The sequence below is a fragment of the Mycobacterium sp. 2YAF39 genome (assembly GCF_052114565.1).
Classification (GTDB): domain Bacteria; phylum Actinomycetota; class Actinomycetes; order Mycobacteriales; family Mycobacteriaceae; genus Mycobacterium.
In genome coordinates, this window is sequence record NZ_JBFREZ010000004.1 from 239,597 (window position 1) to 255,135 (window position 15,539).

Here is a 15,539-nt window from a genome sequence, read left to right on the forward strand (position 1 = left end):
CGAGCTAGCGGCCACGCCTGTCGTCGCGAGCCACGAGAATGGTGTCGACACCGACGGGTCCGATCCCGCCGGCGCCGCCAGGCGACCCGATGGGTTCGTCGCGCCCGGGCAGCACAGTGGCGAAGAACTGCCGGTTGTCCTCGACAAAGTCGGAGTCCTCATCGGGCACCCGCCGGTCCTGACTGATGGCCTCGACCGGGCAAACCGGTTCGCACGCACCGCAATCGATGCATTCGGTTGGATTGATGTAGAGCTTCCGCTCCCCTTCGTAGATGCAGTCGACCGGGCACTCCTCGATGCACGACCGGTCCATGACATCGATGCACGGACTGGCGATCACGTACGGCATCGCTGACCGCCCGCGTCGTCGGTGGAATGTCCGGGGAAAAGCTGCGCGTCCGGGTGAATGTGTACGGCAGCGTTGTTCACCGCCGTCGCCACCTCACCGAAGCCGGTGGAGATCAGCCGGACTTTGCCGTCGTACTCCACGACATCCCCAGCGGCGAAGATGCCGGCCCGCGCGGTCCGCATCGCCGAGTCGACGACGATGTGCCGGTTGTCACGCAGCGTCAACCCCCAGTCCCGCAGCGGACCCATACTCGCTATGAAACCGAGCGCCGCAATCACGCGCTGGCAGTGCAGCCGGCGAATCTCGTTGTATCCCTTGATAGCAACGTCCGCATGGGTGATCGTGCCGTTGCCGCCGATCGAGCGCACCTCGGCATCTGTCAGGACACTCACCGATGATCTTTCGACCTGCATCACGGTAGACGCGTGTGCGCGGAACGAAGTGCGCCGGTGCACGACGGTGACGGATGCCGCGATGTCTTCGAGCATCAGCGCCCAGTCGAGCGCGGAGTCACCGCCACCGACGATGACCACGTCAAGGTCGTCGTACGGTTCCGGATCAGGAACGAAGTACTCAAGTCCGTTGCCGAGGTAGTCCTCACCGACGGCGAGTCTGCGCGGCTCGAATGCCCCTATACCAGCTGTGATGACCACAGCCCCGCAGCGGATCTCGTCACCGGTGCTGGTCGTGATGAGGTGTCGGTGGTCAGCGCCCGTCCTGAGTCGTCGGGCCTCTTGGCCCAGCAGGTAGGTGGCGTTCGCGGATGCGGCTTGCTCACTCAGTGCATCGACGAGGTCGCGTCCCTTGACTGCGGGAAAGCCTGCGACGTCATAGATCTGCTTTTCCGGGTACATCGCGGTGACTTGCCCGCCGGGTTCGGTCGACGAGTCGATGACCGCCGTGTGAAGCCCACGGACGCCGGCGTAGTAGGTCCCGTACAGACCCACCGGGCCGGCTCCGACGACGAGCAAGTCGACGTCGTACGTCGTCACTGTGCAACCTGCGGCGACATGACGTGGGCCAGCATCTCTCTCACGCGATAGCGCTGCAGTTTCCCGGTCGCGGTCCTGGGCAACTCGGCGGAGAATTCAACAGCGCGCGGCAGTTTGAAGGCGGCCAGACCCCTGCGACACCATTCGATCAGTTCGACAGCGCCGACGTCTTCGTGGCCGGGGACGCGGACAACGAGCGCTACCGGCTTGTCGATTCCGTCCCTGCCGGCAGCGCCGACGACTGCGGCTTCGGCGACCGACGGGTGTTCGAGTAGGCGACCCTCGACTTCGGCGGGCGAAACCCAGATGCCGCCGGCCTTGAGGAGGTCGTTGGACCGTCCAAGACACTTGTAGTAGCCGGACTCGTCGATGACATAGGTATCGCCGGTTCGAAGCCATCCTCCTTGGAAGACAGCATGGTTCGCCTCTGGTCGTTGCCAGTAGCCGGCGGCGATCGACTCTCCGCAGACGTACAGGTCCCCGGGTACTCCCGGCGCGACGGTACATCCTTCGTCGTCTCGGACCTCGATCTGGTAGCCCGGAACCGGCTTTCCGGTGGTGCCGGGACGAATGTCATCTGGACGATTGGACAGGAAGATGTGCAGCGCCTCGGTTGAGCCGATTCCGTCGAGGATGTCGACACCGAACCGATCCTTGAACTGACTGTGGACCGCGACCGGCAGCACCTCACCGGCCGAAACGCACAGACGTACAGACGCGAAAGAATCCTCGGGCAACTCGGACTGCACCAGACTCGAGTAGAAGGTCGGCACCGCGAAGAACAGGCTCGGCGCGGTTGACGCCAACCGCTCGCCCATCGAGTCGGGCGTAGGCCGCAGAGGTTGCAGGACTGCGGTACCGCCCGCCGCCAGGGGAAAGAACAAGCTGTTGCCGATGCCGTATGCGAAGAACATCTTCGCCACCGACAGACACCGGTCCTCCTGTCGGATGTTCAGGGTTCGGCGGCCGAAGGATTCGTATACATGGCGGATGTTTGCATGGCGATGCATGGCCGCTTTCGGTTTACCCGTGGTGCCGGAGGTGTAGAGCCACAACGCACCGGTGTCAGGTTGCGTCAGGGCGGGGACCTCCGGATCGCCGAGCAGGTCTGCCCACAAATGGATTCTCAGATCAGCACGGAATGGCCGGGACATCAGGTCGTCGTCGGCGTCGACGACTATGAAGTTCTTTATGTCACTGCAGGATTCGGCTTCGGGAAGCACCGCGTCGACATAGTCCCTTGTGGCGATGACCGCCCGTGCACCTGCGTCTCGCAGTATCTGCCCGAGTTCTCCGCTGGTCAGCATCGTCGACGCCGGCACCGCAACCAGACCGGCGTGGAAGGCGGCCAATACTGTGGTAGCCATCTCGACGTCGTCGCTCATCACCATCACGACCCGGTCGTTGCGTCGCAACCCAAGCGCGCGGAGTCCACCGGCGAGCCGTGCCACATCGTTGGAGAGCTCTCGGTAGGTCAGCGTGTGAGAGCCGATCAGCGCGGCCTTGTCGCCGATTCCCTCCCGTACCTGCCGGTGTACCAGGAAGTCGGCGGCGTTGAAAAAGTCCATCGCGCTCACGCCCGCTGGGTGTCGAAGCTTGCGCGTGCACCCGTACCGTATCGCCTCAACGCGCCGTCAGCGCCGGCTGCGTTGGGCCGCACGAAGATCCAGTTCTGCCAGGCGGTCAGTCGGCCAAAGATCTTCGACTCCTGGGTCTCCGGCCCGACGAACCGATGGTTGGCTTCCATGCCGGTCAACGCGTCTGGCGACAACGCCGCCCGCTCTTCGAGGATGATGCGAAGTTCCTCGCCGAAATCGATGTCGTCGAGAACAGATGTGACCAACCCGAGCCGACCGGCGACATCCGCAGACAGGGGTTCATCGATTCGGTCGGCCACCGCGGCGAGGAGCGCGGGGTGGCCATAGAAGCGGGACTCCAGCCGCGTCAGCCCGTTGCCCATCGGAAACGCGCCGAAGTTCGATTCCGTCACTTCGAGAGCGGCGGGAGATGCGTCCGGTCCGGCATCTTCATATATCCCCTCGAGCATGTATTGGCGATCGCTGGCCAGCGCCAGCTCCAACAGGAGGCCGACGTATGCGCTGCCCGGCTCGATTACAGCGAAAAGGCTGCGGCTCGTCACATCCAGCCGCTTGAGTGTCCGCTTGTAGTAGTGGATGACCTCGTTGACGAACCAGTCATCCGCGAGCTCGCGAAGTTGCCGGTCATATGCTCGTACCCGATCGCGCTCGCCGACGACGCGGAACACCCAAGTGCCCAGCTCGATTTCGTTTGTTCGCAGGTGCAGGATCAAGTCATCCAGCTCGCGAGTGAGCGCCAGCGGCCAGTAGTCCGCACCTTGAGTGATGACTCCGCCGGCGTCGGGCGGTGGCGCCGAACGAGGTGCCGACACCACGATGTCGACACGTCGCTCCGCGCGGTGCAACGTCGCGCGAACGTAGCGGTAGACGATCGCATCGTCCTCGGTCGATCTTGAGAGTGGCGTCAGGGCGACGCCCTCCGGATCGTTAGGCCGTGAGGAGTTGTCGGCGGCCTTCTCAGCGATCGCTCGAACTCGTGAATCAAAGCGCGCCGGGGGCACCGTCTCGTCTATGAGACCCCACTCGACGGCGGTATCCCCTCGCACCCCTTCTGATTTCGTAGCAAACGCATCCGCAAGGTCCTTTCGCACCTTGCGTTTGTCGACCACCCGCGTCAACCCTCCGGTGCCGGGCAGGACGCCTAGCAACGGAACCTCGGGGAGGGATACTGCAGACGAGCCGTCGTCGACCAGGACGATCTGGTCGCACGCCAGCGCCAGTTCGTATCCACCACCTGCCGCCGTGCCATTGAGCGCAGCGATGTACGTCTGGCCGGAGTAAGCCGTCGCGTCCTCGATGCCGTTGCGGGTTTCGTTGGTGAACTTGCAGAAGTTCACCTTCCATGTGTGTGGTGACTGCGCCAGCATCCCAATGTTGGCCCCTGCGCAGAACATCCGTTCCATTCCGCCGGTCACCACGACGGCCTTCACTTCCGGATGCTCGAATCGCAGTCGCTGGACGGCGTCGTAGAGCTCGATATCGACACCCAGGTCGTACGAGTTCATCTTGAGCTTGTACCCGGGGACGAGACCGGCGTGCGGGTCCACGGTGAGCGTAAGCGTCGCGATCGACCCGTCGGTCTGCAACCGCCAGTGTCGATATCCGGAGGGTTCGGTCGCAAACGCGACGGCGGGTGCATCGCCCCGCATGGCGGCTGCAGTCGTAACGGCGGTCATGACTCTGTCCCCTCAGGCCAATGCTTCGTCACGTAGGTGCACGTAATCGAATTCGACTGGCTGGTCGTTTATTCCGGTCTTCGGCGGTGCGATCCAACCAGCGAATTCACCCGGCGTGTAGTGCGCCACCATCAGGTCCGCAACACGGGACCGGTCCTCATCGGTCGGCAGCCAGTCGTCCTCGCGGTGATGCCACTCCTCCGCAGTCAGTACGTCGCCCTCCGGTGAGATGAAATGCCCGGCATAGTTGCCGATGCTTCGATTGAAACCCTCGTGCGGGAGGGCCAGTCGCTCTTGTAGGCCCGCGTTTTCGAGCGCCTGGTTCCATCGGCGGACACCGTTTCGGCAGTCTGCGACGTATTCGTCGCGTAAGTCGGAATTGAGAGCATTGAGATACGGCACCGATTCCTCGGTGATACGGCCATCTGTCACCGTGCGGACTGGGTAGGCGGCGTCCGCCAGGACGTGGTCGTCTTTGCGGCGGGTCTCCTGCCAACGCCCCTTCAGTCCGCCGGTGTAGTACGCAGCGGCATTGGACGACTGCTCCGACCCGAACAGGTCCATCGACACGGAGAACTGAGCGTTCAGATACTTCTGAATGACTGAGAGCGGAATTCCACCGTGCTCGAAGACCTCGTCCGTGCTGTGCACCCCCATCAACTCCGCAGTGCGCTCGACGGTCCGCTGCACGCCGGTGGTTCCGACGAACATGTGGTGGGCCTCTTCCTTGAGCATGAACTCGCAGGTCCGCGCCAAGGGATCGAACGCCGACTCCTTCAGCGTTCCGAGCTGATACTTGCCGTCACGGTCGGTGAAATAGGTGAACATGAAGAACTGCAGCCAGTCGGTCGTCTTCTCGTTGAACGCGCCGAGGATTCGCGGCGTGTTGACATCGCCGGAGTTTCGCTTCAGCAGCTGTTCGGCCTCTTCTCTGCCGTCCCGACCGAAGTAGGCATGCAGCAGATACACCATCGCCCAGAGGTGGCGCCCCTCTTCGACGTTGACCTGGAACAGGTTTCGGAGGTCGTAGAGGCTGGGTGCACTGCGGCCGAGGATGCGCTGCTGTTCGACGGATGCCGGCTCGGTATCTCCCTGAACGATGATCAGTCGCATCAGCTCGGCACGGTACTCACCGGGCACCTCCTGCCACACCGACTCGCCCTTGTGCTTCCCGAATCCGATCGTCCGATCGCCTTCGCGTTCGGCGAGGAAGATGCCCCAGCGATACTCGTTCATTGGGACATGGTCGAAATGTGCCCAGCCATCTCGGCCCACGGCGACCGCGGTGCGCAGATAGACGTCTTTGGTCGGAAGCTCAGGCCCGAGCGACCGCCACCATTCCAGAAACTTCGGTTGCCATCCCTCGAGAGCCCGCTGCAGCCGACGGTCTTGCGACAAGTTCACGTTGTTCGGGATGCGTTCGCTGTAGTCGATCTTGCTCAGCGGCCCCGTGGGGGCCGGCGCCATGCCTGTTCGTGTCCCGTCGACCGTCACACTGCCCTCCAAGTTCTCGTCGTTAATGTTCTACACCATAGCGAGTGATCGTAATAGATGTGTAGTATTTCGAGGGGCAGACCGACGCGCTCGCGGGGATGGTCAATGACGTCGATCCAACCGGCGGCGACATTCTCGACGGCACCGGAGGACCCTTCGTGCGGCAAGCGGCCGGTTGACGACGGATGGGCATCTACATGGGGTCGGCGCTCCGTTATTGAACTGTCACGGGTTATGTTGCGCATCGGTCAGTCGGTGTCGGGGCGCACCCCTTACGGGTTGCAGTGCGGCGAGTACGAAAGGATGGGCCCATGATGGCCGCCGAGCACCTCGCCGAGGACGACGCTGCACTCGCGGGGTCGGAGCGCCGGGAGGTGGGGTCGAGTGCGCGCAGCCTCCTGCTGACGATCCTGGGCGAGTTTGTGCGCCCGCGCGGTGTCTCTGTCTGGACGGCGACGTTGGTGTCGAGCCTCGGAGTTCTCGGAGTCGAGGAGAAGGCCGCCCGTCAAGCGATCGCACGGTCGGCAGCCCACGGAGTGGTGGAGTCAGAGAAGTCGGGTCGCCGGGTGTCGTGGCATATCACGCAGCCCGGAAGTCGGCTTCTGACGGAGGGCGCCCGGCGCATCTACGGCTTCGGGACGGACACGTCGCCGTGGGATGGAGAGTGGCTCGTCCTTTCTGTCGGCATCCCGGAGACGCAGCGGCAACTTCGTCATCGACTGCGCACGCGGCTCACGTGGCTGGGGATGGGTTCACCCAGCCCAGCGATCTGGATTCTTCCCGACGTGAGCAAGGTCGGCGAAGTCAAAACGATCATCCACGAGCTCGGCCTTGAGGGACGGGCGTTCGCCTGGACGGGCAAGCTCGCCTCTATCGGCAAAACCGAGTCACTCATCGGCGACGCGTGGAATCTGGGCGAAGTCGAAGAGCGTTACGCGGACTTCCTCACCACCTTCGGCAAGCTGCGGGCCGCCACCCCGGTCGAGGCATTCCGAGCGCAGGTGCGGTTGGTTCATGCGTGGCGACGGTTTCCCTTCCTGGATCCCGGCCTTCCGCGTGAACTGCTCGATCACGACTGGCCCGGCCCTGAGGCAGCGGCCTTGTTTCATCGCCGCCACGACGAATGGCATGGCGACGCCCAGAGGTACTGGACCGAATTGGAGGTGCAGTCGTCGTCGTGATCGGGTGGTCAGGCGGAGGCACCGTACGAAAACGCTAGCGATCGCTTGTCGCACACTCGCAGTCGTACTCGCCCTCGAGGCCGCGCGGCAAGTCCACGCCCCGGAAGATACCGTTGGCCGCCGTCGTGCGCGACAAGGCATCGGCCGCGAGGATCATCGCACCACCGGTCCACGTCGTCCGCTCCACCGGCCATCGTTTGCCATCGGCGTAGACAAGGCCGGTCCAGTAGGAGCCGTCCTTCTCGCGCAGGTGGTGCATGGACGCGAATTGCTCATGCGCGCGGGCCGAGTCGCCGATCGCGTCCAACGCCATTACCAGCTCGCAGGTTTCGGCTCCGGTGACCCACGGCCGATCGTCGACGCAATGGATGCCGAGGCCGGGTACGACGAAGTCGTCCCACCGCTCGTCGATGCGGGACCGTGCGGCTGCTCCACGCAACGCTCCGCCCAGCACCGGGTAGTACCACTCCATCGACCATCGGTCCTTCGTCACGAAGGCGTCCGGGTGCTCGGCGATCACGTGGCCGAGGCGACCGACCGCAAGCTCCCACTCCGGCTGTGGATCACGGAAGTAGTCCGCGAGCGCGAGAGCGCATCGGAGGCTGTGGTAAATACTCGCGCATCCGGTAAGCAGTGCCTCGGGCTCAAGCCCGGACGGACTTCTGGCCCAGGAGATTTCGCCGCCACCCAGTTGCATGTCGAGCACGAAGTCGACGGCCTTCGTGACGACCGGCCACATCGTCTCGGCGAACCGTCGGTCACGGGTGATCAGCACGTGGTGCCAGACACCGGTCGCGATGTAGGCACAGAAGTTGCTGTCGCTGTTGGAATCCTCGATGACGCCGTTGCGGAACTGGATCGGCCACGAGCCGTCGGGCCGCTGCGTCCTGCGGCACCATTCGAACGCGGCGCGCGCGGGCTCCAGAAGTCCGGCCGCCGTCAGCGCCATCGCGTTCTCGACGTGATCCCACGGGTCGGTGTGCCCACCGTCGAACCACGGAATCGCACCAGAGGACTCCTGCGTGGCGGCGATCGATTCGGCGGTCTGGTGGCACTGCGCCGGTGTCAGTACGCCCCGCACTCCGGGAACATTAGGAGCCAGCAACAGGAACCACCGACTTCTCGAAGTACAACGCGACGCTCTTGCCGATCAGCGGGTTCAACACCGACTCCGCCGCCCGTGTGAGCCATGGTTGGCTCATCATGTCCCATACCAGCAGCTTGTGATACGCCGTCACGGCGGGGTGATCCGACTTCTCAGTTCCGACAGCGCATTTCAGCCACCAATACGGAGCGTGCAACGCATGCGCGTGATGGGTGTCGGTGAGCCGGAGACCGTGGGCAAGGACTTTGTCACGCAACGCATCGGCCTTGTAGATCCGGATATGGCCGCCCTCGTTGGCGTGGTACTCGTCAGACAGCATCCAGCACACCTTTTCGGGCAGCCAGCGCGGCACCGTGATCGCCAGTGAGCCACCCGGTTTGAGCACGCGGACGAGTTCTGAGATCGCCTTGTCGTCCTCGGGCACATGCTCGAGGATCTCCGATGCGATGACGCAGTCGAAAGTGCCGTCGGCATAAGGCAGTTCCAGCGCATCGCCCTTGACCGCCTGGGCCGTCGCCGAAGCGGGCGCCTCGCCCTTCTCCTTCATGGCCTGCAGGATCTCGTCGACGTCGTTGAGGTCGGTGACGCTCTGATCGAAGCCGATGACATCGGCGCCGCGCCGGTACGCCTCGAAGGTGTGCCTGCCCGCGCCGCAGCCGACGTCGATCACCTTGGTGCCTACACCGACACCGAGCCGGTCGTAGTCGACGGTCAGCATTTCGCGACCCGCTCACGCGCTTGTTCGTACACCGCAACCGTCTGCGCGGCAACGGATTCCCAGCTGAACACATCGAGTGCGCGCTGACGGCCGTTCGCGCCGAGGCGACCCCGTTCGATCGGCGAGTCGAGTATTTCGCCGAGCACCCTGGTCAGCTCGTCGACGTCGGCCGGCGTGACCAGCCGGGCGCATTCGCCGTCGGCGCCGACCACCTCGGGCAGCGCCCCGGCGCGGCTCGCCACGATCGGGGTGCCACTGGCCATCGCCTCCACCGCAGGCAGCGAGAAACCCTCGTAAAGCGAAGGGATACACGCGACTTCCGCCGACGCCAGCAATTCGGCGAGATCGGCGTCGGTCAGTCCGCTCGAGCTGTGCACGATGTCGGAGATGCCCAGCTCGGCGATCAGCTTCTCAGTCGGCCCGTTCGGTTCGAGCTTGGCGACGAGCTGCAATTCGAGGTCGCGTTCGACGCGCAGCCGCGCCACGGCGTTCAGCAGATGAGCGACGCCCTTCAGCGGCACGTCGGCACTCGCGATTGCGATGATGCGGTTTCGCACCCGTCGCTGCGCGGGCTTGAACAGTTCGGTGTCCACCCCCAGCGGCACGACGTGCAGCTGCTCGGGCGACACTCCGAAATCCTCGGCGATATCGGCGGCCGACGTCGACGAGACGGTCAGCAGCTCGGGTATCCGCCGCGCGACGTCCTTCTGCATCTCCGCGAAGCCGTACCAGCGCCGCACCAACGGCTTGCGCCACCACCGTGCCGCCGACACGTCGAGCACGCGGTCCCGGGTGATCGGATGGTGCACGGTCGCCACGACAGGCATGCCGAGGTCGGCGATCTTCAGCAGGCCGGTGCCCAGGCACTGATTGTCGTGGACCACGTCGAAATCGTCGAGGCGCTCGGCCAGCGCGCGCGCGGCGCGCAGGCTGAACGTCTTGGGCTCGGGGAACCCGGCGGTCCAGGTCGCCAGCAGTTCGCGAAGGTCGATGCTGGTCTTGATCTCGTTGGGCCACGGAATGCGGAACGGGTCCGGTTCGCGGTAGAGGTCGAGGCTGGGCACCTTGGTCAGGCGCACCCGCGGGTCGAGCCCGGCCGGGTACGGCTGCCCTGAGAACACCTCGACGTCATGGCCGAGTTCGACGAGGCCGCGGGACAGGTGGCGGACGTAGACCCCTTGCCCACCGCAATGGGTTTTGCTCCGGTACGACAACAGTGCGATGCGCATGTTCAGCTCACGCCGATGCGCGCAGGCGGACACGTCCAGGTCCGGTGAGCAGGACAAATTGTGTCACTCAAAGACTCCGAACCTCTCTGGACATGTGTCCAGACTATAGTTTGACTAGCTATCGGCCGCAACGCGTCCGTACTGCTCTGACTACCACATACGCCGCGGTGCGCGCTCTCCGGCCTGTCTCTTGCAGATCGGTTCCCAACCGCCCGCTGGGGGTAATCAGCGGTGATGAGCACGGAAATCAAGGCGGCATTCGAGATCGCCAGCTGGGACGAGACGCCGTTCGATGACGGCGACCCAGACGGTGACGGGGAGACCAAGCTCACCGAGGCGCTGGTCAAGAAAACATACTCAGGCGACATCGACGGCACCTCGACCACCAAGTGGCTGATGGCCTACGCGCCCGATAAGACTGCGACGTACGTCGGGATCGAACACATCACGGGAACCGTCGACGGCCGGCGTGGGGGTCTGGTCCTCATGCACGACGGCGAGTTCGCCGATGGCGTCGCGACGGCGGTCATGCGCATCGTGTCGGGGACCGGCGAGCTGATCGGCGCGACGGGTGTCGGGAAGTTCCGCGCCGACCCGGCCGGCTCGGTGTCGCTCGATCTCGACGGCGTCTGAGCCGCTTTTGCTACCGCTGTTCCGGTGGGAAGCCGCCGGTGGCCACTGGCCCCCACCGGGTCGGCGTGACGCGGATCAGGCACTTGCCCTGGTCGACCATCGCCTGCCGGTACTCGTCCCAGTCGGGATGCTCCCCGGCGATGGCGCGGAAGTAGTCGACGAGCGGCTCGACGGCATCGGGCAGGTCGATGACTTCGGCATCTCCATCGACTTGCACGTAGGCGCCGTTGAACTCGTCGGACAGGACGGTGATGCTCGCGCGGGGCGTGCGCCGGATGTTGGTGGACTTGGCCCTCTTCGGGTAGCTCGAGATCACGATCCGGCCGTCGCCGTCCACGCCGCCTGTCACCGGCGAACTCTGCAACGATCCATCGGCTCGAAACGTGGTGAGCACCATATGATGTCGCGGCCTGACGAACTCGAGCAGCGCAGGCAGATCGACAGCGTCGGAGGTTGCGTACTTTCTGGACATGACACAACCCTAGTGACGGGATAGCGATGGAAGCCTTCGAAAAACTCGTCTCAATGCTGGACTATCCGATGTACGTCGTCACTACCAGCGCCGGCGACCATCGGGCGGGCTGTCTGGTCGGGTTCACCAGCCAGGTCAGCATCGGGCCACCGCGATTTCTGGTCGGCCTGTCCAACAAGAACCACACGTACCGCGTCGCCCGGGATGCGACGCACCTTGCCGTGCATCTGCTCCCCCGGACACACCGCGATTTGGCGCGGCTGTTCGGTAGCGAGACCGGCGACAGCATGGACAAGTTCAGCCGCTGCGAGTGGCGCACAGGCCCGCACGGGATGCCGATCCTCGAAGACGCAGCAGGCTGGTTCATCGGCGAGGTACTCAACCGCTACGAACTCGGGGACCACATCGGGCATCTGCTGGAGCCGGTCGCGGGCGATGCTCCCGAAAAATTCGAGCAGCTGGTGACCTTCGACGACGTCCATGACCTCGACCCCGGGCACGAGGCCTGAGCTTGTGGATAACTTTCGTCACGTGTCGGAAGGTGGAGATACTATTCGAATATGAGTTCGAATAGAGACATGCTCATCGAAGCGCTCGAAGCCATCGAAGCCGGTTGCAGAGCCGTGGGCGTGTTCCCGTTGGAGACGTTGTCGCGTACCGACGGTCAGGCACTGCTCGCGCGACTGGACAAGCTGGACCAGAAGATTGTCTCCCTGAAGCGGAGCCTGAACGGGCGACTGATCATGACGGCTCGCCGCTCGGCGTAGGACAGTGACCACGGCATGGTTTGTGTGGGTCTAGCGTTCTAATTGCCGAAGACCCACTCAACCAAGTCGAGGAGCCGGCATGTCCGAAACGAAGATCACAGTCATCTACGACAACCCGACCGATCCGGACGCGTTCGAATCAGCCTATGGGGCAGAGCAACTGACAGCCGCCCGCGCGATCCCAGGGCACATTCGCTTCGAGGCTTCGAAGGTGTTCCCAAAGGAGGACGGCTCGCCGACTCCCGCGTACCGGATGATCGACCTCTACTACCCCGACTACGACGCCGCCTGCCTCGCGGTGACAACGCCGGAGGCCGGCGCGTTCTTCGAGGCCTTGGGAAGGTTGTCGACGGGCGGGGTCAGGGTGCTCATGTCAGATGTCGAAGAGCCGCAGGAGCGCTAGACATCGCCGCGGCGGCACCTAGCCGGTCTTGCGCTTGAGCGTCCACGCCGGGATCCAGTGCGTCACCGCCTTGCGGCGCGCGCCGTAGGCGATCTCGTAGGTGACCAGCCCCCACCAGTAGCCCTGCTCGCAGGTGCCCCAGCACGTCAGTCGGCCTTCGACGATCGAATGCATCTGCAAACCGGCGGGGTTGTAGCCGCTGGTGCGATGGGGCTCCCGGGGAAACACGGCCGCAAGGTCAATGAGCACCGCGACCGGCGGGTCGACCCGGCGAAACGCCTGCGCTACGGGCTGCCCGTTGTACCCGATCGACTGCAGCTCGCCCACTGTTCGATCATACGTTCGAACGGGGAAGGACGAACGCCAAAGGCCGCGAGAAGCCCAGGCCCGTCAGCCGCGACTCCCGCACGGCGGCGACGTCGACCCACCTCAGCTCTCCCGACGACGGTTCATAACAGGTCAGCACATCGGCGGCGGCGTCGACGATCAGCACCCAGTGCCTCGGGATCGGCTGCCCGATGAGCATCGCGACCGGCCTGCCGCCACCCGCCGCCGTCACGACGTCCACCAGGTTGTCGCGACGGCCCCGGAAGAGTCTCCAGCGGTAGCAGATGCCCGTCGTGGCGCCCTGCGCCGTGAGCGCCCGGGCCATCCCCCATGGCGTTGTGCCCAGCCGACGCGGCCAGATCCGATTGACGTCGGCGTGCACTCGCAGCTGTTCGGCGGCGAACAGTGCCGCGCCTGATTCGGGTTCGGCCAACGCCGCGTGGCGGTGGGGATCCAGCAGTGCGCCCGCCATCACCGCGACCGACGGGCCGCACGTCACCCCGTCGCGTTGCCGCAGCCGCAGACCGGCGAGTTTCATCGGATATCAGTGTGCGGATATGACTGCGGCTGGTCCAATCGCCTTCGGCGAACGTGGGCCATTGTGTGTTCCCCCAGCGCAATTCCTGCCAATAGACAACCAATTGCTGCCAACGGAATTAAATCGCTGACCTCCCGGTTTACAAGATCAGCTGCAGCGCGAACCGCGACATTTGCCACGGCTCGAAATTCGAAAAGTATGAAAGAAGAGGGCTCGAAAAAAGATGAAGAAGTTTGGATTCGCCACCGTCGCCGCGAGTGCACTTACCGCCGCGTTCCTAGGGCTGGCCGCGCCGGCTCTGGCCGCACCGTCTGGACCCGGGAACGCTCAAGACACGATCAGCGATCTCCAGGCACACGGCTACACGGTCATCGTCAACCGCATCGGTAACGCGCCACTGGAACAAGCCCGCGTTGTCGCTGTGCGTCCGGGGCAGAGCTTCAGCCGCACCGACCACAGTGGTCCAGGGGACGACCTCAGCACCACGATGCTCAGCGAGACGGTCTACGTCGACGTGAAGTAGCAGGTGTGAGGTAAGCCCTCACCCCGACAAGCCCCCGCGATGCCTCCCCCCGGGCGTCCGGGGGCTTGTCCTTGCCGACGACAGTTTCGGTGAACAAGTGTTTCGAATTGACCGTGCGCGGTTAATCGAACCCCTGATGACCTTCAACATCACGCCGACGGCCGCCCAGCACGACCTGGCCCGCCGCACCCACGAATTCGCCGAGAACGTCGTCCGTCCGGTGGCGGCCGACTATGACGAGCGCCAGGAGTTCCCCTGGCCCGTCCTGGAGGAAGCGGCGAGCCAGGGTTTCTACAGTCCACTGTTCTACCGCGATCTCATCGGCGATCCGACCGGTCTTTCCCTGCCGATGTTCATGGAGGAGCTGTTCTGGGGGTGCGCAGGCATCGGGCTGGCCGTCGTGATGCCCGCGCTCGCGCTCTCGGCCATCGGCCAGGCGGCCTCGCCGGAGCAGATGCTGCAGTGGGCGCCCGAATGTTTCGGAACACCAGGCGATCTCAAACTCGCCGCGCTGGCGATCTCCGAGCCCGAGGGCGGTAGCGACGTGCGCAACCTGCGCACCACAGCCCACCGCGACGGCTCGGGGCCCGACGCAGACTGGATCATCAACGGCCACAAGATGTGGATCGGCAACGGCGGTATCGCCAACGTCCACGTGGTCAACGCCGTCGTCGACCAGGAACTCGGTCATAAGGGGCAGGCGCTGTTCATCGTGCCCGGCGGAACCCCCGGCCTGGAGATGGTCCGCAAGCTCGACAAGCTCGGATGCCGCGCGTCGCACACCGCCGAGTTGAAATTCAACGATGTCCGGGTGCCCGCGGCCAACCTGCTCGGCGGCCAGGAGAAGCTCGACCACAAACTCGCGAAGGCCCGCGAGGCCATCGAAGGGGGCAAACACTCCGGTTCCGCCACCCTGGGCACGTTCGAACAGACGCGACCGATGGTCGCCGCGCAGGCCCTCGGGATCGCCAGGGCGGCAATGGAATACGCCACCGAGTACGCCAACCGGCGCGAGGCGTTCGGTGCGCCGATCATCGACCACCAGGGCATCGCGTTTCCGCTCGCCGATCTCGCCACCGCGATCGACGCCGCGCGCCTGCTCACCTGGCGGGCGTCGTGGATGGCGGCCAGCGGTGTCCCGTTCGAGCGCGGCGAGGGGTCGATGTCGAAGCTGGCGGCCAGCGAGGTCGCGGTGAAGACCACCGAACGCGCCATCCAGACGATGGGTGGCTGGGGCTACATCAAGGATCATCCGGTCGAGAAGTGGTATCGAGATGCCAAGCTGTACACCATCTTCGAGGGCACCAGCGAGATCCAGCGCATCGTCATCTCCAACGCGCTCGGCGCCGCCGACGGTAAGCCGCCGCTGCACGTCGACCTCGAACCCACCGGCGGACCGCTCAACCGCATGTTCGGCCGCGGAACACCTGCGCGGACACGGGCTGGCAGTGCCGCGCTCTCGGCGAAGGACCGGGTGCCCGCGCCGATCATGCGTCTCGCGATGAAAGTGCTGCAGCCTCCACGTAAGTGACGG

At 64.6% G+C, this 15,539-nt stretch carries 18 protein-coding genes; 7 read left to right on the plus strand and 11 right to left on the minus strand.

All coding sequences use genetic code 11. The features are described from left to right. Window positions 1–4: 4 nt before the first annotated feature. The 5 genes from fdxA to boxB are packed head-to-tail and all read right to left on the minus strand — an operon-like array spanning window position 5 to window position 6,109. Window positions 5–349: a ferredoxin gene (gene fdxA / locus AB4Z42_RS14135; protein WP_442009811.1), complete on the minus strand. Its 345-nt coding sequence runs from the start codon at window positions 347–349 to the stop codon at window positions 5–7. Next, entirely contained in the window at window positions 337–1,341 is a 1,005-nt protein-coding gene (locus AB4Z42_RS14140; RefSeq protein ID WP_442009812.1) for an NAD(P)/FAD-dependent oxidoreductase, read from the minus strand. Before AB4Z42_RS14140 ends, fdxA begins: the two co-directional genes overlap by 13 nt. Further along, complete coding sequence (locus AB4Z42_RS14145; protein WP_442010046.1) at window positions 1,338–2,909, minus strand: benzoate-CoA ligase family protein; 1,572 nt, start codon at window positions 2,907–2,909, stop codon at window positions 1,338–1,340. Before AB4Z42_RS14145 ends, AB4Z42_RS14140 begins: the two co-directional genes overlap by 4 nt. Window positions 2,910–2,914: 5 nt before the next feature. After that, window positions 2,915–4,615, minus strand: coding sequence for a 2,3-epoxybenzoyl-CoA dihydrolase (gene boxC, locus AB4Z42_RS14150; protein WP_442009813.1), 1,701 nt, complete (start codon window positions 4,613–4,615; stop codon window positions 2,915–2,917). A 12-nt stretch (window positions 4,616–4,627) separates the two neighbouring features. Beyond that, window positions 4,628–6,109: a benzoyl-CoA 2,3-epoxidase subunit BoxB gene (boxB, locus tag AB4Z42_RS14155; protein ID WP_442009814.1), complete on the minus strand. Its 1,482-nt coding sequence runs from the start codon at window positions 6,107–6,109 to the stop codon at window positions 4,628–4,630. Between the two features lie 314 nt (window positions 6,110–6,423). Here boxB and AB4Z42_RS14160 point away from each other — a divergent pair, with 314 nt between their 5' ends. After that, window positions 6,424–7,290, plus strand: coding sequence for a PaaX family transcriptional regulator (locus AB4Z42_RS14160; protein ID WP_442009815.1), 867 nt, complete (start codon window positions 6,424–6,426; stop codon window positions 7,288–7,290). Between the two features lie 34 nt (window positions 7,291–7,324). Here the strand turns inward: AB4Z42_RS14160 and AB4Z42_RS14165 are convergent, their stop codons facing one another. From AB4Z42_RS14165 to AB4Z42_RS14175, 3 genes are read right to left on the minus strand one after another with little or no spacing between them, the layout of a single operon-like run. Continuing rightward, window positions 7,325–8,371 (minus strand): prenyltransferase, encoded by a 1,047-nt coding sequence (locus tag AB4Z42_RS14165; protein WP_442009816.1) that lies wholly within the window; start codon window positions 8,369–8,371, stop codon window positions 7,325–7,327. 10 nt (window positions 8,372–8,381) lie between these two features. Beyond that, window positions 8,382–9,113: a class I SAM-dependent methyltransferase gene (locus AB4Z42_RS14170; RefSeq protein ID WP_442009817.1), complete on the minus strand. Its 732-nt coding sequence runs from the start codon at window positions 9,111–9,113 to the stop codon at window positions 8,382–8,384. Beyond that, window positions 9,107–10,342, minus strand: coding sequence for a glycosyltransferase family 4 protein (locus AB4Z42_RS14175; protein ID WP_442009818.1), 1,236 nt, complete (start codon window positions 10,340–10,342; stop codon window positions 9,107–9,109). Before AB4Z42_RS14175 ends, AB4Z42_RS14170 begins: the two co-directional genes overlap by 7 nt. 234 nt (window positions 10,343–10,576) lie before the next feature. Here AB4Z42_RS14175 and AB4Z42_RS14180 point away from each other — a divergent pair, with 234 nt between their 5' ends. After that, entirely contained in the window at window positions 10,577–10,975 is a 399-nt protein-coding gene (locus AB4Z42_RS14180; protein WP_442009819.1) for a DUF3224 domain-containing protein, read from the plus strand. A 10-nt stretch (window positions 10,976–10,985) separates the two neighbouring features. Here the strand turns inward: AB4Z42_RS14180 and AB4Z42_RS14185 are convergent, their stop codons facing one another. Continuing rightward, complete coding sequence (locus AB4Z42_RS14185) at window positions 10,986–11,447, minus strand: PPOX class F420-dependent oxidoreductase (RefSeq protein WP_442009820.1); 462 nt, start codon at window positions 11,445–11,447, stop codon at window positions 10,986–10,988. Window positions 11,448–11,473: 26 nt separating this feature from the next. Here AB4Z42_RS14185 and AB4Z42_RS14190 point away from each other — a divergent pair, with 26 nt between their 5' ends. From AB4Z42_RS14190 to AB4Z42_RS14200, 3 genes are all read left to right on the plus strand, one after another. Next, complete coding sequence (locus AB4Z42_RS14190; protein WP_442009821.1) at window positions 11,474–11,956, plus strand: flavin reductase family protein; 483 nt, start codon at window positions 11,474–11,476, stop codon at window positions 11,954–11,956. 51 nt (window positions 11,957–12,007) lie between these two features. Continuing rightward, entirely contained in the window at window positions 12,008–12,214 is a 207-nt protein-coding gene (locus tag AB4Z42_RS14195) for a hypothetical protein (protein WP_442009822.1), read from the plus strand. Between the two features lie 79 nt (window positions 12,215–12,293). Further along, window positions 12,294–12,617, plus strand: coding sequence for an EthD family reductase (locus AB4Z42_RS14200; protein WP_442009823.1), 324 nt, complete (start codon window positions 12,294–12,296; stop codon window positions 12,615–12,617). 18 nt (window positions 12,618–12,635) lie between these two features. On the opposite strand, the gene AB4Z42_RS14205 is transcribed toward AB4Z42_RS14200, so the two are convergent. Both AB4Z42_RS14205 and AB4Z42_RS14210 read right to left on the minus strand, forming a co-directional pair. Continuing rightward, the gene (locus AB4Z42_RS14205; RefSeq protein ID WP_442009824.1) at window positions 12,636–12,944 is read right to left on the minus strand and encodes a hypothetical protein; all 309 of its coding nucleotides are present in this window, start codon (window positions 12,942–12,944) and stop codon (window positions 12,636–12,638) included. A gap of 7 nt (window positions 12,945–12,951) precedes the next feature. Then, on the minus strand, window positions 12,952–13,482 hold the full coding sequence (locus AB4Z42_RS14210; RefSeq protein ID WP_442009825.1) for a hypothetical protein: 531 nt from the start codon (window positions 13,480–13,482) through the stop codon (window positions 12,952–12,954). A gap of 223 nt (window positions 13,483–13,705) precedes the next feature. On the opposite strand from AB4Z42_RS14210, the gene AB4Z42_RS14215 reads away from it, so the two are divergent. Continuing rightward, window positions 13,706–14,005, plus strand: a complete 300-nt coding sequence (locus tag AB4Z42_RS14215) for a hypothetical protein (RefSeq protein WP_442009826.1) — start codon at window positions 13,706–13,708, stop codon at window positions 14,003–14,005. 136 nt (window positions 14,006–14,141) lie between these two features. After that, window positions 14,142–15,536, plus strand: a complete 1,395-nt coding sequence (locus tag AB4Z42_RS14220) for an acyl-CoA dehydrogenase family protein (protein WP_442009827.1) — start codon at window positions 14,142–14,144, stop codon at window positions 15,534–15,536. Window positions 15,537–15,539 lie beyond the last annotated feature (3 nt).